The organism is Arsenophonus apicola, from assembly GCF_020268605.1.
In the GTDB taxonomy this organism is placed as follows: Bacteria; Pseudomonadota; Gammaproteobacteria; order Enterobacterales; family Enterobacteriaceae; genus Arsenophonus; species Arsenophonus apicola.
The window spans coordinates 2,317,877-2,339,365 of the sequence record NZ_CP084222.1; the positions used below are offsets into that span (position 1 = coordinate 2,317,877).

Sequence of the window (21,489 nt, forward strand, 5' to 3'; positions counted from 1 at the left end):
TCAACATAGCTGGGATTAATAGATACAAAAAATTAAACTAATGGTATCATGAATCACTAATTTTCAATAAACCTAAACAAGAGTATATAATCTACTCCCTTAATAAAAAAGAGAAAATTTACACTGTGATGTTGTCCAAATTAAAAAAAGCAAAGCATCAACAATATCTTGAGCAATTAGCAAAATTACCTCAGTCTGCCACTGGCGTTGTCACGCTTTACCAAACAGAAAGTTTCCGTAAAGCCCTGTTAGACAAAATTGCCAACGCTCAACGGTATATTTATATTACTGCACTCTATTTCGAACATGATGATGCTGGACGCGACATATTAAATGCGCTTTACCAAGCAAAAAGGGCGCGACCTGAATTAGATATCAAAATAATGGTTGACTGGCATCGAGCGCAACGTGGTCGCATTGGTGCAGATGCCAGCGCAACTAATGCTGATTGGTATTATCAAATGGCGCTGGCTCATCCAGGAGTGAATATTGCTATTTTTGGTATCCCTGTCAATACACGTGAAGCACTAGGTGTTTTACATCTAAAAGGCTTCATCTTCGATGATACCGTTATTTATAGTGGTGCCAGTATTAATGATGTCTATCTGCAACAACATCAACGTTATCGCTACGATCGTTATCATATATTAGATAATGCCCAATTAGCAGCGACAATGAAAAGTTTTATCGACCAAAGCTTGCTATCTTCACCCGCCATTCAGCGTCTAGATCAAGCACATCGCCCGCGAAATACTCAAATTAAAAGTTTGATTAAACAATTTCGTCATAGTTTAAAAAGTTGTCACTATCAATGGCACAATAATGCCACCAATGAAGAGTTAGCAGTAACTCCATTAATCGGTTTAGGCAAAAAAAATGAATTAAATAAAGTTATTATGCATTTAATGAACAGTACAGAAAAAAAAATGACTATCTGTACCCCCTATTTTAATTTACCTACTATTTTAACGCGTATAATTAGTAAATTATTACGTGATGGCAAACATATTGAAATTATCATTGGCGATAAAACGGCTAATGATTTTTATATTCCACCAGAAAAACCTTTCAAAATTATCAGTGCATTACCATATTTATATGAAATTAATCTACGTCGATTTATCTGTCGGTTACAACACTTTGTAGATAGCCAACAATTAACCATCAGATTATGGAAAGACGGGGACAATAGCTATCATTTAAAAGGAATTTGGATAGATAATAATTGGCAATTACTTACTGGCAATAATCTCAATCCACGTGCATGGGGACTGGATTTGGAAAATGCAATTTTAATTCATGATCCCCAAAAAGTTCTACTACAGCAAAAAAACAAAGAATTAAAATGTATCACAACAAATACTCATATTGTGAAACATTATCAAGAGCTTGAAAATATCCAACGCTATCCAGTAAAAATTAAAAAACTTATTCGCCGTTTACGCAGGATCCGCGTAGATAGGTTAATACGTCGCATTCTCTAATAGGCTAGCTCAATTTCCTACCGCTAAATATGATTTTATTTTTTATATCTAAAATCAAAATATTATCAGTAGATAAAACGTCAAAAAGCCACCCTTAGGTGGCTTTTTAAACATAATTAACGTCTGGCAGCTCCCTACTCTCACATGGGGAGACCCCACACTACCATCGGCGCTACGGCATTTCACTTCTGAGTTCGGCATGGGATCAGGTGGCACCACCGCGCTATTACCGCCAGACAAATTCTTTTTTCGCTATCCTGTTTCGTTACGCTACTGCCTCGGGCGCTCATCTCGGCTGCCTCTCGCTATGCGCAGGCCATCTCGCCCGTTGACTTCTAGCGCCGTAACCGCTTACAGGCACCAATCTCTGAACAAGCTAAAATCTCTTCTCTCTTCTCAAAACACCTTCGGTGTTGTCAGGTTAAGCCTCTCGGGTCATTAGTACTGGTTAGCTCAACGTATCGCTACGCTTACACACCCAGCCTATCTACGTCCTCGTCTCGAACACCCCTTATAGGACATTACTGTCAGGGAAGACTCATCTTGAGGCAAGTTTCCCGCTTAGATGCTTTCAGCGGTTATCTCTTCCGCACTTAGCTACCAGGCGATGCCATTGGCATGACAACCTGTACACCAGTGGTGCGTCCACTCCGGTCCTCTCGTACTAGGAGCAGCCCCTCAATCTTCCTTCGCCCACGACAGATAGGGACCGAACTGTCTCACGACGTTCTAAACCCAGCTCGCGTACCACTTTAAATGGCGAACAGCCATACCCTTGGGACCTACTTCAGCCCCAGGATGTGATGAGCCGACATCGAGGTGCCAAACACCGCCGTCGATATGAACTCTTGGGCGGTATCAGCCTGTTATCCCCGGAGTACCTTTTATCCGTTGAGCGATGGCCCTTCCATTCAGAACCACCGGATCACTAAGACCTACTTTCGTACCTGCTCGCGCCGTCACGCTCGCAGTCAAGCTGGCTTATGCCTTTGCACTAACCTCACGATGTCCGACCGTGATTAGCCAACCTTCGTGCTCCTCCGTTACTCTTTGGGAGGAGACCGCCCCAGTCAAACTACCCACCAGACACTGTCCTCAGCCCGGATTACGGGCCCAAGTTAGAACATCAAACATTAAAGGGTGGTATTTCAACGTCGGCTCCATGCGAACTGGCGTCCACACTTCAAAGCCTCCCACCTATCCTACACATCAAGGCTCAATGTTCAGTGTCAAGCTATAGTAAAGGTTCACGGGGTCTTTCCGTCTTGCCGCGGGTACACTGCATCTTCACAGCGAGTTCAATTTCACTGAGTCTCGGGTGGAGACAGCCTGGCCATCATTACGCCATTCGTGCAGGTCGGAACTTACCCGACAAGGAATTTCGCTACCTTAGGACCGTTATAGTTACGGCCGCCGTTTACTGGGGCTTCGATCAAGAGCTTCGCCTTACGGCTTACCCCATCAATTAACCTTCCAGCACCGGGCAGGCGTCACACCGTATACGTCCACTTTCGTGTTTGCACAGTGCTGTGTTTTTAATAAACAGTTGCAGCCAGCTGGTATCTGCGACTGGCTTCAGCTCCATGGGCGAACCACTTCACCTAACGCCAGCGTGCCTTCTCCCGAAGTTACGGCACCATTTTGCCTAGTTCCTTCACCCGAGTTCTCTCAAGCGCCTGAGTATTCTCTACCTAACCACCTGTGTCGGTTTGGGGTACGATTAATGGTTACCTATCGCTTAGAGGCTTTTCCTGGAAGCCGGGCATCAACTACTTCACCACCTTAGTGGCTCGTCATCACGCCTCAGTGTCTTGGTCATGCGGATTTGCCGGCATAACCCACCTACACGCTTAAACCGGGACAACCGTCGCCCGGATAGCCTAGCCTTCTCCGTCCCCTTCGCAGTCACCCTTAGTACGGGAATATTAACCCGTTTCCCATCGACTACGCTTTTCAGCCTCGCCTTAGGGGTCGACTTACCCTGCCCCGATTAACGTTGGACAGGAACCCTTGGTCTTTCGGCGAGCGGGTTTTTCACCCGCTTTATCGTTACTTATGTCAGCATTCGCACTTCTGATACCTCCAGCAGACCTCTCAGTCCACCTTCGACGGCTTACAGAACGCTCCCCTACCCAACAACATTGCTGTCGCTGCCGCAGCTTCGGTGCATGGTTTAGCCCCGTTACATCTTCCGCGCAGGCCGACTCGACCAGTGAGCTATTACGCTTTCTTTAAATGATGGCTGCTTCTAAGCCAACATCCTGGCTGTCTAAGCCTTCCCACTTCGTTTCCCACTTAACCATGACTTTGGGACCTTAGCTGGCGGTCTGGGTTGTTTCCCTCTTCACGACGGACGTTAGCACCCGCCGTGTGTCTCCCGTGATTACATTCTTCGGTATTCGGAGTTTGCATCGGGTTGGTAAGTCGGGATGACCCCCTAGCCGAAACAGTGCTCTACCCCCGAAGATGAGTTCACGAGGCGCTACCTAAATAGCTTTCGGGGAGAACCAGCTATCTCCCGGTTTGATTGGCCTTTCACCCCCAGCCACAAGTCATCCGCTAATTTTTCAACATTAGTCGGTTCGGTCCTCCAGTTAGTGTTACCCAACCTTCAACCTGCCCATGGCTAGATCACCGGGTTTCGGGTCTATACCCTGCAACTTGACGCCCAGTTAAGACTCGGTTTCCCTACGGCTCCCCTATGCGGTTAACCTTGCTACAGAATATAAGTCGCTGACCCATTATACAAAAGGTACGCAGTCACCCCATCCTCAAATGTCCCGCTTGTCTTTGCGGCCAATCTTGTCCGCTTTTTTAACTTCCGCTGCTCGTGTACTTTTAGGTACACTGCGCTGCGGCTTGAAAAAACCGAACAACCTTGTTGGCAAAGCCTGCGCTGTTATTGTGATGGTATGCCATCACCCAACTGCCGAGGCACTTGAGTGATGGGGCTCCCACTGCTTGTACGTACACGGTTTCAGGTTCTTTTTCACTCCCCTCGCCGGGGTTCTTTTCGCCTTTCCCTCACGGTACTGGTTCACTATCGGTCAGTCAGGAGTATTTAGCCTTGGAGGATGGTCCCCCCATATTCAGACAGGATAACACGTGTCCCGCCCTACTCTTCGAGCTCACCATACTAACATCTTCGGATACAGGGCTATCACCCTTTATTGCGCGCCTTTCCAGACCCTTCTCCTGATGCTAATATCGATGCTGACTCTGGGCTGCTCCCCGTTCGCTCGCCGCTACTGGGGAATCTCGGTTGATTTCTTTTCCTCGGGGTACTGAGATGTTTCCAGTTCCCCGGTTCGCCTCGTTTGACTATGTATTCATCAAACGATAGTGCATTAATGCACTGGGTTTCCCCATTCGGACATCGCCGGCTATAACGCTTCATATCAGCTTACCGACGCTTTTCGCAGATTAGCACGTCCTTCATCGCCTCTGACTGCCTAGGCATCCACCGTGTACGCTTCATTCGCTTAACCTCACAACCCGAAGGTGTCTTTATTTCACTATCATTCTGATAGGTTATGGCTGCGCGTACAGTAATTCTTTGTTGGGTAGTGCTCGCAATGCTCACGTACTTTTGTACGCTGCGCTTGCTGCGCGCTGGCCGCCTCGAATTCCTGACTGCTCGCTCATAACGCCTGCCTTCCTGACTGTGATGACACTTCACGTTGGAGTATTGAGAGTTCTCCACATTATTTTCTCAATAATGTGTGTTTCAATTTTTAGCTTGTTCCAGATTGTTAAAGAGCATAATTGTTAAACCAACTCGTTGAATTGGCTTAATCATTATCAAGTAAAGCACCGGCTTCACACATCGGTTCATGCGCGGCCTTTCTAATCACCGAAGTGGCGTCCCCTAGGGATTCGAACCCTGTTACCGCCGTGAAAGGGCGATGTCCTAGGCCTCTAGACGAAGGGGACTACAAGGTCTTCAGTCAATCTTAGATTGGCTTTACTCTCATCTTCATCAGACAATCTGTGTGAACACTCACATTCCATCTATCTCGGTAAGGAGGTGATCCAACCGCAGGTTCCCCTACGGTTACCTTGTTACGACTTCACCCCAGTCATGAATCACAAAGTGGTAAGCGCCATCCCGAAGGTTAAGCTACCTACTTCTTTTGCAACCCACTCCCATGGTGTGACGGGCGGTGTGTACAAGGCCCGGGAACGTATTCACCGCGACATGCTGATCCGCGATTACTAGCGATTCCGACTTCATGGAGTCGAGTTGCAGACTCCAATCCGGACTTCGACGTACTTTCTGAGTTCCGCTTCCCCTCGCAGGCTCGCCTCTCTCTGTATACGCCATTGTAGCACGTGTGTAGCCCTACTCGTAAGGGCCATGATGACTTGACGTCGTCCCCACCTTCCTCCGGTTTATCACCGGCAGTCTCCTTTGAGTTCCCGACCTAATCGATGGCAACAAAGGATAAGGGTTGCGCTCGTTGCGGGACTTAACCCAACATTTCACAACACGAGCTGACGACAGCCATGCAGCACCTGTCTCAGCGCTCCCGAAGGCACGCCTTTATCTCTAAAGGCTTCGCTGGATGTCAAGAGTAGGTAAGGTTCTTCGCGTTGCATCGAATTAAACCACATGCTCCACCGCTTGTGCGGGCCCCCGTCAATTCATTTGAGTTTTAACCTTGCGACCGTACTCCCCAGGCGGTCGATTTAACGCGTTAGCTCCGGAGGCCACAATTCATGACCACAACCTCCAAATCGACATCGTTTACAGCGTGGACTACCAGGGTATCTAATCCTGTTTGCTCCCCACGCTTTCGCACATGAGCGTCAGTCTCTGTCCAGGGGGCCGCCTTCGCCACCGGTATTCCTCCACATCTCTACGCATTTCACCGCTACACATGGAATTCTACCCCCCTCTACAAGACTCTAGCTAACCAGTCTTGAATGCCATTCCCAGGTTAAGCCCGGGGATTTCACATCCAACTTAATTAACCGCCTGCGTGCCCTTTACGCCCAGTAATTCCGATTAACGCTCGCACCCTCCGTATTACCGCGGCTGCTGGCACGGAGTTAGCCGGTGCTTCTTCTGTCGCTAACGTCAATTGCTAAGAATATTAACCTTAACACCTTCCTCACGACTGAAAGTACTTTACAACCCGAAGGCCTTCTTCATACACGCGGCATGGCTGCATCAGGCTTGCGCCCATTGTGCAATATTCCCCACTGCTGCCTCCCGTAGGAGTCTGGGCCGTGTCTCAGTCCCAGTGTGGCTGATCATCCTCTCAGACCAGCTAGAGATCGTCGCCTAGGTGAGCCTTTACCCCACCTACTAGCTAATCTCATATGGGTTCATCCGAAGGTGTGAGGCCTAATGGTCCCCCACTTTGCTCCTTAGAGATTATGCGGTATTAGCCACCGTTTCCAGTGGTTATCCCCCGCCTTCGGCCAGATCCCCATACCTTACTCACCCGTCCGCCGCTCGCCGGCAAGAAAGCAAGCTTTCTCCCGCTGCCGCTCGACTTGCATGTGTTAGGCCTGCCGCCAGCGTTCAATCTGAGCCATGATCAAACTCTTCAATTAAAAGTTTGATGCTCAAAGAATGTTTTACTGGCCGTAACGCTTCTTTTTGCCACTTTGTCGACGTTTTAACGCCTTCGCTGTGGCCCAAAATCACGTTACTGCTTATTAGTTCATATATGAATTAACTGTTTTGTCACTCTTCAAGACTTAATCTTCAAATAGTTTTTGATGATGTCTTGCGAGTGCCCACACAGATTGTCTGATTAATTGTTAAAGAGCGTGCGACCCAGGTCGCGAGGTGGCGTATATTACGCTTTTCACCTTAATTCTCGTTATACTTTTATTCACTCGTTGATGAATAAGTCGCGATAACAGGAAGGGCATTATAGGAGGTTTTCTGAAACTAACAACTATTATTTGCATTTTTTCTGTTTAAGTGCTCATTTATTGTGCTAGCTTTAAGTTGATAGTATCAAAGCTAGTTGTTGATCACTTAAGCTAATAATGTTTTTTAATCAAGGTTATTGAATAGCTATAATAGATTGAAGAGGCAAATATTGCCTCTTCAAATAGGATTAACAATTTAATTTTATTTATTGCTTAGCAACAATAACACCTTTTTTAATATCTAAAGTTACTTGTTTGCCGGGCACTAACTTGCCTGATAACATCTGTTCAGCCAATGGATTTTCTATCTCTTGTTGGATCGCACGTTTCAAAGGACGTGCACCAAATACCGGGTCAAAGCCCGCTTCACCCAATTTTTCTAACGCTGCTGGCGTTATTTTTACTTTATAGCCTTGCTCTTCCATACGTTTATATAAGCGAGATAGTTGGATCTGTGCAATGTCTGTAATTTGCTCTTTATTAAGTGGATGAAATACCACAACTTCATCAATACGGTTAATAAATTCAGGTCGGAAACTACGGCTAACAACTTCCATGACAATCTCTTTCATTTCGTTGTAGCCCAGACTCCCAAAACGCTCTTGGATCAAATCAGAACCTAAGTTTGATGTCATAATGACAACCGTATTACGAAAATCGACGGTTCTTCCCTGCCCATCAGTTAAGCGTCCATCATCCAAAACTTGCAATAAAATATTGAAAACATCGGGATGCGCTTTTTCAATTTCATCAAGCAAAATAACAGAATAGGGGCGGCGTCTGATGGCCTCGGTTAAATAACCACCTTCTTCATATCCTACATAACCTGGAGGTGCACCAACAAGTCTGGACACAGTATGTTTTTCCATAAATTCGGACATATCAATGCGCACCATCGCATCATCACTATCAAATAAAAAATTTGCCAGTGCCTTACATAGCTCAGTTTTACCCACACCAGTAGGACCTAAAAATAAGAATGAACCAATAGGTCGATTTGGATCTGATAAACCAGCACGACTACGCCGAATGGCATTAGATACTGCGTCAACAGCTTCATTCTGACCAATGACACGCTTATGCAGATCCTGTTCCATATGAAGAAACTTTTCACGTTCACTTTCTAACATTCTGGAAACAGGAATGCCTGTCCAGCGAGCTAATATTTCAGCAATCTCAGCATCAGTCACTTTATTACGCAATAACTTCATGGTGTTGCTTTCTGCTTTAGTGGCAGCTGCAAGTTGTTTTTCTAATTCAGGAATTTTACCATATTGCAATTCTGACATTTTAGCTAAATCACCACTGCGCCGAGCCTGCTCCAAACTTATACGTGCGTTTTCTAACTCTGCTTTTATATGCTGTGTCCCGGTAAGCTCTGCTTTTTCTGCTTTCCACTCTTCTTCTAGCTCTGAATATTCTCGTTCTTTTTCTGTCAGTTCTTCTTCTAACATTTTAAGCCGCTTTTTACTGGCTTCATCAGATTCTTTTTTTAGTGCTTGTTGTTCAAGTTTTAATTGTATAACCCGGCGTTCTAAGCGATCAAGGGCTTCCGGTTTAGAGTCCATCTGCATCCGTAAGCTAGCACCTGCTTCATCAATTAAATCTATGGCTTTATCAGGTAGCATACGATCCGAAATATAACGATTTGATAAACTGGCAGCAGCAACAATAGCAGGGTCAGTTATCTGTACATGATGATGCAGTTCATAACGTTCTTTTAGTCCCCTTAATATTGCTATGGTGTCCTCAACAGTAGGTTCAGCAACATAAACTTTTTGGAAACGACGCTCTAATGCTGCATCCTTTTCAATATACTGACGATATTCATCAAGTGTGGTTGCACCGACGCAATGTAATTCTCCTCGTGCTAGTGCTGGTTTTAACATATTACCGGCGTCCATCGCACCTTCAGCTTTACCCGCACCAACCATAGTGTGCAACTCATCGATAAACAGAATCACATTTCCTTCTTGCTTGGCCAGATCATTCAAAACCGCCTTTAAGCGCTCTTCAAATTCGCCGCGATATTTTGCGCCAGCCAGCAAAGCACCCATATCTAAGGAGAGAACACGTTTATTTTTTAATCCTTCGGGGACTTCACCATTAACAATGCGTTGAGCGAGACCTTCGACAATCGCGGTTTTACCAACTCCTGGTTCACCAATTAAAACCGGATTGTTTTTTGTTCGGCGCTGAAGAACTTGGATTGTTCGGCGGATCTCTTCATCACGTCCAATAACAGGATCGAGTTTGCCTTGTTCAGCTCTTTCAGTTAAATCAATTGTGTATTTTTTTAGTGCTTGACGCTGCTCTTCAGCACTTTGATCATTAACATTTTCACCACCACGCATTTGTTCTATCGCCTTTTCTATATTTGCTTTATTGGCTCCCATCGTTTTAAGGGTATCTGCCAGGGAGGTTTTGGCATCAAAAATTGCCAGAAGAAATAACTCTGAGGAAATAAACGTATCACCGCGCTGTTGTGCTAACTTATCACACAAATTTAAGTGCCGAATAAGATCATTTGAGGGTTGGATATCACCCGCAGTGCCGTGCACTTGCGGTAAGGTATTAAGAATATCGTTTAATTTGTTACTTAATTGACTGATATTAACCCCTATAGATGTCAATAAAGGGCGTAAAGTGCCACCTTCTTGATCTAACAAGGCAACGAGTAAATGTACTGGTTCAATAAATTGATTATCTTGTCCAATTGCTAACGATTGAGCATCAGCTAGTGCTTGTTGGAATTTGTTGGTAAGACGATCCAAACGCATAATACCTCCAAAATACAATTTCAATCATTTATGCAGATTAAATGAGGTTTTATTTCACATTATTCAAGTTACTTACGATAAAAATCAACTGTTGATGTAAAAATAATAACTAATATTGTTAAAGATTTATTTTAACCAGATTAATGATGCCATTCGTCCCGTTACACCATCACGACGATAAGAAAAAAAACGCGTTGGCTCACTCATAGTACAATAGGTTCCTCCATAAATATGCTGGACGCCCATTGCGTTCAATTTTATACGCGCTAGCAAGTAGAGATCAGCGAGATACTTACCCTGTGCAAAAGCTTTAAAGCCTTGCGCTAATTCTGCATTATGTTCAATAAAAGCACTTCTCACTTCACTACCTACTTCAAATTTTTCCGCGCCAATTGCTGGCCCGAGCCAGGCCATAATAGAGTAAGCCGGTGATTTAAATTGTTTTATCGCTTTTTCCAGGATCCCATCACATAAACCTCGCCAGCCAGCATGTACGGCAGCAATTTCCGTGCCTTGTTCGTTACAGAGTAAAACAGGCAAACAGTCTGCTGTCATCACAACACACACCTGTCCTTGTTCACAACTGTAAGCAGCATCCGCTGACAAATTACCCTTTTTTTCTTTATCCAAATCGATAATACGCGTGCCATGTACCTGAGTAAGCCAACAAGGCTGGGTTGGTAGTTGTGCAATTTTCATTAAGATATTGCGGTTTTGTGTCACTAATCGCGGTTGATCACCAACATGTAGCCCTAAATTGAGGCTGTCATAAGGTGGCAAACTATTACCACCAATGCGTGTTGTGCTACAAGCCATGACTGTTTCAGGTTGTGGCCAGTTCGGATATATTAAGCTATCCATTTACCAATCCATCTCATCTCTATGCATCACTGCATCTGCTTTGAGTATATTAATTAGTATAACCATATCTGCAGGAATATCTGCGTGCCACTCCATTTCAATACCAGTAAGAGGGTGATATAAACGTAACATTGTGGCATGGAGCGCCTGACGATTAAAATTGTTCATAATTTGCCGAAACTCTTCCGAGACACCCTTTAAGGGGCGTGGGCGACCACCATATACCGGATCGCCAACTAAAGGATGATTAATATGCGCCATGTGAACGCGAATTTGATGCGTTCTACCTGATTCTAACCGCAATCTAAGTCTGGTATGAGCGCGAAAATGCTCCATTACCCGATAATGGGTAATTGCAGGTTTGCCCATTGGGTGAATAGCCATATGTGTTCGTTTAGTTGGGTGACGAGCAATCGGCTCATCTACCGTTCCCCCAGCGGTCATACGACCATTTACTACCGCTTCATATTCACGGGTAATTTCTCTTCGCTGCAAAGCTTCTACCAAATGAGTCTGAGCAGGTATCGTTTTTGCAATAACCATTAATCCGGTAGTATCTTTATCCAGCCGATGAACAATCCCTGCTCGTGGAACATTAATAATCTCAGGATAACGATACAAAAGAGCATTTAGCACCGTTCCATCTGAATTGCCAGCACCGGGATGAACCACCAAATCACGAGGTTTATTTATAACCAGAATTTCGTCATCTTCATAAATAATATTTAATGGAATATTTTGTGGCTGCCAACGCATATCTTCTTCAATCAGTACATCAATGGCAATTTGTTCACTGCCAAATACTTTTTCTTTCGGCCTATTTATGATTTTGCCATTTACCAGCACTCTATTATCTAAAATCCACTCTTTTATTCGTGAGCGAGAATAATCAGGAAATAATTCAGCTAGAGCTTGGTCTAAACGTTGGCCAAGTTGCGATTCTAGAATTTGCGCCTGAAGTTGTAATTGTTGAGCCATAAAATTATCTACAGTAAAGTTTACATTTTGACGGCAGTGCCGTTTTAATTAAAATATGTGCTATTGTAACTCATATTTCGTTAGGGGGCTTTATGGAGATCGCCCCAAACACATTCAGAGGAAACAACCACGTGATTATACGTATAAAATATCTGCTGGCAGCAGCCACATTGAGTTTATTTGTTACCGGATGCTCCAGCAATAAGGATGCTATACCAGAAAGCTCTCCCACTGATATCTATACCAGCAGCCAAGAGAAACTACAAAGCGGTAATTATAAAGGGGCAATCAAATTATTAGAAACTCTCGATAATCGTTATCCATTTGGCCCTTATGCCCAACAAGCGCAACTGGATATGATTTATGCCTACTATAAATCAGCTGAGCTACCATTAGCGATAGCAACTATTGACCGTTTTATTCGCCTTAATCCAACACATCCTAATATTGACTATGTTTTGTATATGCGTGGTCTTACAGCACAAGCGTTAGACGATAGTGCACTACAAGATTTTTTTGGTATTGATCGTTCAGATCGCGATCCTCAACATGCGCTCGTGGCTTTTAGAGACTTTAGCCAACTGGTTCGTTTTTATCCAAATAGCCTTTATGCAACAGATGCTAGCAAACGTTTAGTTTTTCTAAAAGAACGTTTAGCAAAATATGAGCTGGCTATTATTAAATATTATAATAAACGTGGCGCTTATGTTGCTGTTATTAATCGCACTGAACAAATGCTAAAAAATTATCCCGATACCCAGTCAACACGCAATGCACTAAAATATATGGAGATAGCCTACGATAAGTTAGGCTTAACCCAGGAAAAAAATAAGGTTGCACAATTAATCGCCGCTAACTCAGCCTAAGGGAATAATAATCACTAATATTTATTGATTAAAAACAGCAAAGCTATTTTGCTGTTTTTAATGTTAATCAACAAAAAAATAGTTTTAGCCAGATAATAATTTTTTAAACCGATAAAATAGATCAATTCATCAATAATGCAAAAAACGAGTATCTTATGCAAGAAACAAGCATTTTTTTTGATAATACATCCACACTCCCATCATTACTTTAGTAAGAGAGCAAATAAAACCGATCGAGATCACGTTTTTTCTATTAATTATCGCTATCCTAAAAACATCCATAACTTAATGATAAGTGAGGTAGCGATATGATAGTAAGTATAACAAGTAAGTGCATAGAAATTACACCTGCTATACGTCACCATATTGAAGAACGTTTGAATAAACTTAGCAAATGGCGAGTTTCTTTAATTAATCCTCACATTGTGCTGTCAAAAGAGCCTCAAGGGTTTATTGTTGATGCCAATATTCATACACCAAATGGAAAATTATTTGCTAGTGCGAAACATAGTAATTTTTATATTGCAACCAATGAATTAATAAATAAGCTAGAAAAACAACTTAATAAACGTCAACATAAAAATGAGGCTAGACGTGCTTATCCAATAGCAAAAGAGATAGATCTAGCCATTCAGCCATAAGTGTGTGCCATTTTATTTTTCTCTAAGCGTACTTATAGAAGTGCGCTTTTTATTATTTTATTTGTTTTGCTTAACATAAAAATAAGCTTCATAATTCATATTGATTAAAACAATTATTAATAACCTAGCTTAATCCTTATACTTACTGAATTTTTGTTAGCTTCTTGATAATTTTGATAAAAGCGTTTTTTTATTCGCATTCGCTACACAATAATAAAAAATAAAACAACAGAGAAAATAATTATGGAAAGTATATCTAATCTATTAAACATGCAGAAAAAAATAAACGAACTTGATCATTTGTTATTAAATTTACTGGCTGAGCGACATCATTTAGCGACTCATGTCGCTCAGGCTAAATTAAAACTGCATCAACCTATTGATAATATAAATCATGAACAGCAATTACTAAATAGATTAATAACTGAGGGAAAGAAACTCGGTCTGGATGGCTTTTATATTACTCGCCTTTTTCAAATCATCAACCAAGATTGTGTGTTAACTCAGCAAGCTGTGTTTCAGCAACATTTAAATCCGGTAGCTCATGGTTCTGCCCGAATTGCTTTTTTAGGGCCCAAGGGATCCTATTCTCATCTTGCAGCACGCCACTATTCAGCGCGCCATTTTAGTCAATCTATCGAATAAAGTTGTGATAAATTCCAAGATATCTTTGCTTTAGTTGAAAGCAAACAAGCTGATTACGGTATTTTACCTTTAGAAAATTCCAGCTCAGGGGCAATTAATGACGTTTACGATTTGCTGCAAAATACCCAACTTTCAATCGTAGGTGAGATGCGTTTACCCATTAATCACTGCCTACTTGCGATAACTCAAGTACCATTGGAAAATATCGAAACGGTGTATAGCCATTCGCAACCATTTCAACAATGCAGTCAATTTCTACAACAATATCCTAATTGGAAAATTAAATATTGCGATAGTAGCTCTAGTGCCATGCAAAAAGTAGTTAAAATCAATTCAGCTAAAGTGGCTGCTTTGGGTAGCGAAATGGGCGGTTCATTATATGGTTTGACCATTCTTGAACAAAATATTGCTAATCAACCCGATAATATGACACGTTTTATTGTTATCGCGCGCAATGCTGTACAAGTTTCCGAGCAAATTCCGGCTAAAACAACATTGTTGATCGCGACTAGTCAACATGCTGGTGCTTTAGTCGATGCATTATTAGTACTGAAAGAGCATAATATTGTTATGAGTAAGTTAGAATCCCGACCAATTAATAATAAACCATGGGAAGAGATGTTTTACATTGATGTACAGGCAAACTTACGCTCATTAGATATGCAACATGCATTAGAAAAGTTAACTGCAATAACACGTTCAATAAAAATTCTCGGCTGCTACCCAGCTGATAATTTAGTACCTACTGGCCTTACTAACTAAAAAACCGGTTATATAACCGGTTTTTTAACAGTATTAATTACAGCAAATTAACGACTAATGTCATTAGCTTGTTGTAATAATGCATTACTTTCTTGCATAAACCTTTTAGCATCCTGACCAAACCATTGACTAATTCTCGCAAATTGGGAAATAAACTTTGCCTTATCTTGCTCTTTAAGCAATGCCACAGAATGACCAAAACTTTGGTAATATTTAACAATTAAATCAATGTTTTCATCAGATGCCATAATGATATCTGCATAAAGTTGTGGATCCTGAGCAAATAGACGTCCAACCATTGCTAACTCTAATCGATATATAGGCGATGAAAGAGCTAACAATTGTTGAAGATCGATTTTTTGTTCAGATAAATATTGTCCATAAGCAAAAGTAGTAAAATGACGAAGCGCCTGAATAAATCCCATACATTTATCATGTTCTGTGGCATTAATTTTATGTAATCTAGCGCCCCAAACTGTCAATTGTTCTAATAGCCATTGGTATGCTGCTGGATTTCGCCCTTCACAATAAATAATTACCTGTTTAGCAATACTATTAACATCTGAGCCGAACATTGGGTGTAAGCCAACAACAGGCCCATTATGCACTGATAACATAGCTTCAAGCGGTTGTTGCTTAATAGAAGAGATATCCATCAATAATGTATCTTTAGACAACTTGGGCAATCTATGAATAACTTCTACCGTGGAATGAATTGGGACACTAATCATGACTACAGCAGCATTAGCCAATAATTTATCGGCTGTATCCCAATCTTCTTCGTTCAAACTATAAACCTCATAGCCAGAGAGGGTAAATAATCGACTAAATAATTTTCCCATCCGACCTTCGCCACCCACAATGATAATAGGTCCTAAATCAGCATTTAATTTTTTAAAGCCTTGATTATTTTCATGCTGGTAAGATTCACGCATAATGCGGCGTAAAATATCTTCAATCAGATCAGGGGCAATACCTATTTTTTGCGCTTCTTTGCGACGCGCTTCTAACATTGAAGCCTCACGCTCTGGTACATAGATAGGTAACCCTTGCCGGCTTTTTACTTCACCCACTGCCGTCACTAATTGCTCTCTTTTTGCGAGTAATGCGAGTAATGATTTGTCGATTTCATCAATCTGTTGACGTAATTGTAATAATTCTGCTGACATCAATTTACCTTGTATTAGCTTGCCTTTTCTAGGGTCTTAATACGCTCTTTAAGTACCGAGCGAATTTTAGTATGTAATTTTCTTAATACTGCGTCTGTTGTTTCCCAACTAATACAAGCATCAGTAACAGAAACACCATATTTCATTTTAGAACGTAATTGTTCGGAAGATTGATTTCCTTCATTAATATGGCTTTCAAGCATCATACCTGTAATTGACCGATTACCAGAAGTAATTTGCTCAATAATCGATTCCACCACCAACGGTTGTCGACGAAAATCTTTTCTCGAATTACCATGGCTACAATCAATCATTAAAGAGGGTAATAAATTAGCATTGCGCATCTGTATTTCACAATTTGCAATATCTTGCGCACTATAATTTGGCTTTTGCCCTCCCCTTAAAATGATATGACCATTAGGGTTACCTTGTGTTTGTAATAAACAAACTTGACCTGATTGATTAATGCCCATAAAGCGATGCGGCATTGCTGCTGCTCTCATTGCATTAATTGCCGTAACTAAATTACCATCAGTACCATTTTTAAAACCAACCGGCATGGAGAGTCCAGAAGCCATTTCACGATGTGTTTGTGATTCAGTTGTTCTAGCGCCTATAGCGGACCAACTAAATAAATCACCTAAATATTGTGGATTATTTGGATCAAGAGCTTCTGTGGCTAATGGCAATCCCATATCCACGAGCGATAACAGTAATTTACGTGCAATATGCAGCCCTTTTTCCATATCAAAAGAACCATCCATCATCGGGTCACTAATCAAACCTTTCCAACCAGCCGTGGTGCGGGGTTTTTCAAAATAAACTCGCATAACAATATATAAACTATCAGCAAGTTCTATTGCTAACTGCTTTAATCGATGGGCATATTCCAGCGCTGCATCTACGTCATGGATAGAACATGGACCACAAATAACTAACAGCCGTGGGTCACGATGCTGAATAATATCAGCAATTATTCGGCGAGAATGGGTAATTTTTTGCTGATTATTATGATCTATTGACATCCTCCCCCACCTTCACACTTCGTGACTCAGGAGGGGGATTCCCGTTAGTCGGAGACTATCTGATCGCTCAGAAGCCTGGTTCCTGCTGCTGACGGCATTACTGCACCGTTCACTTCACAGGCTAACACGGCATGTCCTGCCGCTAAAATGTTACGAGCTCCGTTGATATCTGCGTTCTCTGTATACCCGCACTCAAGGCACTCGAATCTACTTTGTGATTGACGATTTTCTTTCGCTGTATGACCACAACATGCACACCGTTGACTTGTATATGCCGGAGGCACAGCTAATACCTGACCACCGCGCCATAGCTGCTTGTACTCAAGCTGACGGCGCATTTCATACCAACCCTGATCCAGTATCGAACGGTTAAGTCCTGATTTTGCCCTGACATTCCGTCCGTGCTGCTCTTGTGTACCTTTTGCCGATTTCGACATGTTACTGACCTTTAAGTCCTCAATGACGATCATCGCGTGGTTTTTGCTGATTTCACTGGTGACTTTGTGAAGGTAGTCTTTGCGGATATTGGTTATATGCGAGTGGAGACGTTGGATTTTTCGCTTCTGTTTTTTCCAGTTATTGCTGAATTTAACTTTACAGCTTAACTGACGCTGGAATTTCGCCAGCTTTTTTTGGTTGGTTTTAAAACTGTTTACAGGTTCAAACACTGTGCCGTCTGACAGCGTGGCGAGTCTGGTTACACCTGCATCCAAACCAATCATTGTTGCTGACGAATGAGGCTGAATGTCCATTTCCAGTTCGACCTGAAACGATATATACCAGTGTCCCGCATGTTGGCTAACGGTTGCGTTTTTAATCTTACCGTACAGCTTTTGCGACTGCCGGAACTTTACCCATACCAAACCTGACGGTAATCTCACTCTGCCATTATCGAGCTGACAATATTTATCAAAATTAACAAAACGAACTGAATCACGCCCGTCATTTTTCCTTTTAAATACAGGAGCTTTTGCTGCCAGTTTTTATCAAAGCAGCGTTTCCATGCCCCGTGCAGATCTTTGAGTTTCTGCTGAAGATTATCCGTGTAGGCTTCTTGCAAAAGGAATGTTCCGGCTTTTTTTCCATTCTGTGAGCATCCGATTTAGTTCAAACGCTGACGGTAGTTTACCGCCGGATTCAATAATGCGTTGCGTCTCTGCTAGCCCGTAATTCCAGATAAAACGAGCGCATCCGCACAACTGCCGCAAACGTTGCGACTGTTTTCGGTTGGTTCGAGTCTGAATTTGTAGGCTTTTAGAATTAGCATTATTACTCAGTGTGTAGTAAATTATCTCACTATCTTACCGTATATCCGGTTAATTTCAATGCAAAAATATAAAATCAACCGTTCAAGACATGCAGCGTTTCTTTTACATGTTCACCTTGTCTTTGTGACTAAGTACCGAAAGAAAGTACTCAGTGGCTTGCACTACAAAGCATTTCATCAGTATGCAGGTGAAGTGTGTCGCGACTTTGGGGCTGATTTAAAGGAAAGTAACGGAGAGTCCGATCACGTTCATATGCTGATCGAGTACCCGCCCACAGTGCAGTTGTCAGTACTAGTAAACTCGCTGAAAGCGGTAACGTCTCGTCGTCTGCGTAATGAGTTTCTAGACTTGCGTGGGGCTTACGGCAAGCCAGTGTTGTGGTCTCGATCATACTTTGCAGGTTCGTGCGGGGGAGCACCGCTGGAAGTTGTTAAGCAATACATTCAAAATCAGCGTGGCTGATCATTCTTCGGGCTTTTCAAGCCCGACCAAATTCCCCTCCCACCTTATGTCGGTGGGAGTACCCTTTGGAGGTTAAGATGGATACGCGGTAAGAAAGTCTTAGCTGTGACTGAAGCACAGTCTTGTGTTTCCTGATGAGATACCACACAAGCCACTTCGCAGGTACGACAACCAATACATTTATTTGCATCAGTAATAATGAAACAATTCATTCACTTCTCCAGCAATGACAGTCAATAGAGAAATATATTCATAAACTGTGCCAATTTTAAGTTAACAAAAAATTGGCACGTGCTTGTCATCATCACGATTGACGATGATAAATATCGAAGTAATTCGGTTAAATCGTATTAGTAGGATAAAAATGCCTGTCTAAAACGAGAAAGTCATGTTAGCCAAGCCTCTTGCTACTATATACGATGAAACATTTATAGTGGCCGGAACTGCCTTAGCTGCTGAATATCAGCCAGACTGGCATAAACTGTTGCAACGGCTATTTTTACCGCTGCCGTCATCGGGTAATAAAAGCCGACAATATCTGGCTGGATACCTAAGAAAATCACCTCATTAGTATCCTCTTTTAGCTGCTCAATAAGATAGCTAAGTGGCATATTATGGGTCGACATAATAAACATATCAGCAATATCTTGTGGATCGATCTGCCGGATTTCACCAGCCGCCAGTCCCATGTCGGTAGCATCGACAATCAATAAACGATTTGGCTGTAATTGGCGAATAACGCCGATATCATTTTCTGGCGCACTACCACCATCAATTACTATCCATTCCCCTTGTGGTGTAGCACGACACATCTGTGCCAGCAATGGGCCTGCGCCGTCATCACCCATCATGCTATTGCCGACACAGAGTAAAACATCAGCCACGCTCCCTCCTTACCATCAAATAGATAGCACTCTCCTGCTGAATATTGGCTAGCATACTCAACATCTGCTGGCTCCAACTTTGCTGTTGGTTAGTCTGTTGGTTTAGCGCCGCGCTAAAAGCCTTTGCCAGCATTGCCACATGGCTGCTATCAATAACAATTTCGCCATAACGCGTAACACCCGCCATTTTCCGCTGCGCTTCACTTCCTGCTTCGAGGGTAGCAATCCAGAGCTGATATTCTGGCCAGGGACAGCTAAGCACAGCTTGTAAACAATCTATCACGCCTAAATGGTGACCAATGGCAAGTCCGTAATAGATAACTTGCTGTGCCTGCGGTGGCGTAGCTTCATTTTCATCAATAAATTTACGGCTCAGTTGACTGAACACCACCTTGTCACTCATTTAACCTGCTCCCGCTTAACGATCTGGCTAAGATTGGCAACAATTTCACTTAAGCGCGGATCATTTTCATCAGCCAGCCACTGCGCCACCCGATCTTCACCCTGCATAAGATAATTGATAAAATTGTCGGTAATCTGACGACCATAGCGATAGCCGGCTAAACGACGGGCAGCGCGGTCGATACGCACTCGTAAGGGTTGCACCATATCTGGATGTAGCATTTCTGCCGGCTGATTATCTTCTTCAGAAGGTTTGCGCAGATGAATTTTTTGCTCCAGCAGCCCTAACGCCATGGCAAAACCGTATAGCGTCGCAGCAGGGGTGGGTGGACAACCAGGAATATATACATCGACTGGCACAATCTTATCCGTTCCGCCCCAAACACAATAGAGATCATGAAAAATGCCACCTGAATTACCACAGGCGCCATAGGATATCGCAATTTTAGGATCAGGAGCCGAGTGCCAGGCGCGTAACGCTGGCGTACGCATTGCACGCGTAACTGCCCCAGTGAACAGCAATATATCAGCATGACGTGGGGAAGGAACGACCTTAATGCCAAAACGTTCGGCATCAAAAATGGGTGAAATGGTGGCAAAAATTTCAATTTCACAACCATTACAACCGCCACAGTCAACCCGATAAACATAAGCCGAGCGTTTAATTTTCTTCAACAATAATGCTTTCATTCGTGCGATAGATTCATCTATTGCTAGCGGTACCGGCATACCTTGCTGATCACGCGATGGCAAAAACTGGCTCATCAAATTGTCTCCTTCATTTCACGGCTTAAATCGATTTTATCTGACGGAGTCAATCCCTGTAACCGCTTGCAATTAGGGCAAGTTTCAAAACTTTGTCGATGATGTTCAGTCCGTGGGTCGCCATTATGTTTGAGTATCTCGATGACGTAGTTGATCGCTTTTTTTACTGCCAAAGGACGCTGACATAGCCGGCAATAACAAATAGCAAATTGTGCTTGCTGGCAAAGATCTTCTTTGCGCCATACTGCTAGTTCATATTCCTGTGACAAACGAATGGCTGCCGTTGGACAAACCTCTTCACAACGACCACAAAAAATGCAACGACCAAGGTTTAATTGCCAGCGCAACTGGCCTTTTGGCAAATCAATTTCGGTGGTTAATGCATTGGATGGACAAGCGTTGACGCATGCCGCACAACCGATACATTGTTGTGAATTATGTTGCGGTTTACCGCGAAAGTTTTTATCCACTTCAATTGGCGTCAGTGGATAATCTTCAGTAACAATCCCGGTTTTTAAAGCTTTCTTAATAAAATTAAACATGATAACTCCAGTTGGCTTTTGCTAACTGCGTGCAACTGGCGAAAGAAATTGCACCAGTTAATCATA

At 42.8% G+C, this 21,489-nt stretch carries 13 protein-coding genes, 1 tRNA gene, 3 rRNA genes and 3 pseudogenes; 5 read left to right on the forward strand and 15 right to left on the reverse strand.

The genetic code is table 11. The annotated features are described in order from the left end of the window. Window positions 1-128: 128 nt before the first annotated feature. The gene (pssA, locus tag LDL57_RS10995) at window positions 129-1,484 is read left to right on the forward strand and encodes a CDP-diacylglycerol--serine O-phosphatidyltransferase (protein ID WP_180559543.1); all 1,356 of its coding nucleotides are present in this window, start codon (window positions 129-131) and stop codon (window positions 1,482-1,484) included. Window positions 1,485-1,605: 121 nt separating this feature from the next. Here pssA and rrf read toward each other — a convergent pair. The 7 genes from rrf to rluD all read right to left on the reverse strand — a co-directional run bounded on the left by rrf (window position 1,606) and on the right by rluD (window position 11,992). Then, window positions 1,606-1,721 (reverse strand): 5S ribosomal RNA (gene rrf / locus LDL57_RS11000). A 180-nt stretch (window positions 1,722-1,901) separates the two neighbouring features. Beyond that, window positions 1,902-4,972 (reverse strand): 23S ribosomal RNA (locus LDL57_RS11005). A 371-nt stretch (window positions 4,973-5,343) separates the two neighbouring features. After that, window positions 5,344-5,417, reverse strand: a tRNA-Glu gene (locus tag LDL57_RS11010). An 87-nt stretch (window positions 5,418-5,504) separates the two neighbouring features. Then, a 16S ribosomal RNA gene (locus LDL57_RS11015) occupies window positions 5,505-7,046 on the reverse strand. The 16S, 23S and 5S rRNA genes sit together here with 1 tRNA gene alongside, the layout of an rRNA operon. 533 nt (window positions 7,047-7,579) lie before the next feature. After that, on the reverse strand, window positions 7,580-10,153 hold the full coding sequence (clpB, locus tag LDL57_RS11020) for an ATP-dependent chaperone ClpB (protein ID WP_225505624.1): 2,574 nt from the start codon (window positions 10,151-10,153) through the stop codon (window positions 7,580-7,582). 126 nt (window positions 10,154-10,279) lie between these two features. Further along, a complete protein-coding gene (gene yfiH, locus LDL57_RS11025) occupies window positions 10,280-11,014 on the reverse strand; it encodes a purine nucleoside phosphorylase YfiH (protein ID WP_180559013.1) in 735 nt (244 codons plus the stop codon). Continuing rightward, window positions 11,015-11,992, reverse strand: coding sequence for a 23S rRNA pseudouridine(1911/1915/1917) synthase RluD (gene rluD / locus LDL57_RS11030; RefSeq protein WP_180559012.1), 978 nt, complete (start codon window positions 11,990-11,992; stop codon window positions 11,015-11,017). 134 nt (window positions 11,993-12,126) lie between these two features. Between rluD and bamD the strand changes: the two genes are divergently transcribed. The 3 genes and pseudogenes from bamD (at window position 12,127) to pheA (ending at window position 14,906) form a co-directional block, all read left to right on the forward strand. Further along, window positions 12,127-12,858: an outer membrane protein assembly factor BamD gene (gene bamD, locus LDL57_RS11035; RefSeq protein WP_180559015.1), complete on the forward strand. Its 732-nt coding sequence runs from the start codon at window positions 12,127-12,129 to the stop codon at window positions 12,856-12,858. 308 nt (window positions 12,859-13,166) lie between these two features. Next, on the forward strand, window positions 13,167-13,499 hold the full coding sequence (gene raiA, locus LDL57_RS11040) for a ribosome-associated translation inhibitor RaiA (protein ID WP_180559011.1): 333 nt from the start codon (window positions 13,167-13,169) through the stop codon (window positions 13,497-13,499). A gap of 243 nt (window positions 13,500-13,742) precedes the next feature. Next, window positions 13,743-14,906 (forward strand): annotated as a pseudogene (gene pheA / locus LDL57_RS11045) (bifunctional chorismate mutase/prephenate dehydratase). 47 nt (window positions 14,907-14,953) lie between these two features. On the opposite strand, the gene tyrA reads toward pheA, so the two are convergent. The 3 genes and pseudogenes from tyrA to LDL57_RS11060 all read right to left on the reverse strand — a co-directional run bounded on the left by tyrA (window position 14,954) and on the right by LDL57_RS11060 (window position 18,367). Then, a complete protein-coding gene (tyrA, locus tag LDL57_RS11050) occupies window positions 14,954-16,075 on the reverse strand; it encodes a bifunctional chorismate mutase/prephenate dehydrogenase (RefSeq protein ID WP_180559010.1) in 1,122 nt (373 codons plus the stop codon). Window positions 16,076-16,089: 14 nt separating this feature from the next. After that, a complete protein-coding gene (locus tag LDL57_RS11055) occupies window positions 16,090-17,100 on the reverse strand; it encodes a 3-deoxy-7-phosphoheptulonate synthase (protein ID WP_180559009.1) in 1,011 nt (336 codons plus the stop codon). A gap of 44 nt (window positions 17,101-17,144) precedes the next feature. Continuing rightward, window positions 17,145-18,367: pseudogene (locus LDL57_RS11060) on the reverse strand (RNA-guided endonuclease InsQ/TnpB family protein). 58 nt (window positions 18,368-18,425) lie between these two features. On the opposite strand from LDL57_RS11060, the gene tnpA reads away from it, so the two are divergent. After that, window positions 18,426-18,830, forward strand: coding sequence for an IS200/IS605 family transposase (gene tnpA / locus LDL57_RS11065; protein WP_225505529.1), 405 nt, complete (start codon window positions 18,426-18,428; stop codon window positions 18,828-18,830). 74 nt (window positions 18,831-18,904) lie between these two features. Here tnpA and LDL57_RS11070 read toward each other — a convergent pair. The 5 genes and pseudogenes from LDL57_RS11070 to LDL57_RS11090 form a co-directional block, all read right to left on the reverse strand. Continuing rightward, window positions 18,905-19,042 (reverse strand): annotated as a pseudogene (locus LDL57_RS11070) (electron transport protein HydN); the annotation flags it as partial. 216 nt (window positions 19,043-19,258) lie between these two features. Further along, window positions 19,259-19,714 carry a hydrogenase maturation peptidase HycI gene (hycI, locus tag LDL57_RS11075; protein ID WP_180559239.1) on the reverse strand — a complete coding sequence of 152 codons (456 nt, stop codon included), beginning with the start codon at window positions 19,712-19,714 and terminating at the stop codon, window positions 19,259-19,261. Next, window positions 19,707-20,117, reverse strand: coding sequence for a formate hydrogenlyase maturation HycH family protein (locus tag LDL57_RS11080; protein ID WP_180559238.1), 411 nt, complete (start codon window positions 20,115-20,117; stop codon window positions 19,707-19,709). The genes hycI and LDL57_RS11080 overlap by 8 nt, the downstream gene beginning before the upstream one ends. Beyond that, window positions 20,114-20,881, reverse strand: coding sequence for an NADH-quinone oxidoreductase subunit B family protein (locus LDL57_RS11085; RefSeq protein ID WP_180559237.1), 768 nt, complete (start codon window positions 20,879-20,881; stop codon window positions 20,114-20,116). Before LDL57_RS11085 ends, LDL57_RS11080 begins: the two co-directional genes overlap by 4 nt. After that, on the reverse strand, window positions 20,881-21,423 hold the full coding sequence (locus tag LDL57_RS11090; protein ID WP_180559236.1) for a formate hydrogenlyase complex iron-sulfur subunit: 543 nt from the start codon (window positions 21,421-21,423) through the stop codon (window positions 20,881-20,883). The genes LDL57_RS11085 and LDL57_RS11090 overlap by 1 nt, the downstream gene beginning before the upstream one ends. Window positions 21,424-21,489: the final 66 nt, after the last annotated feature.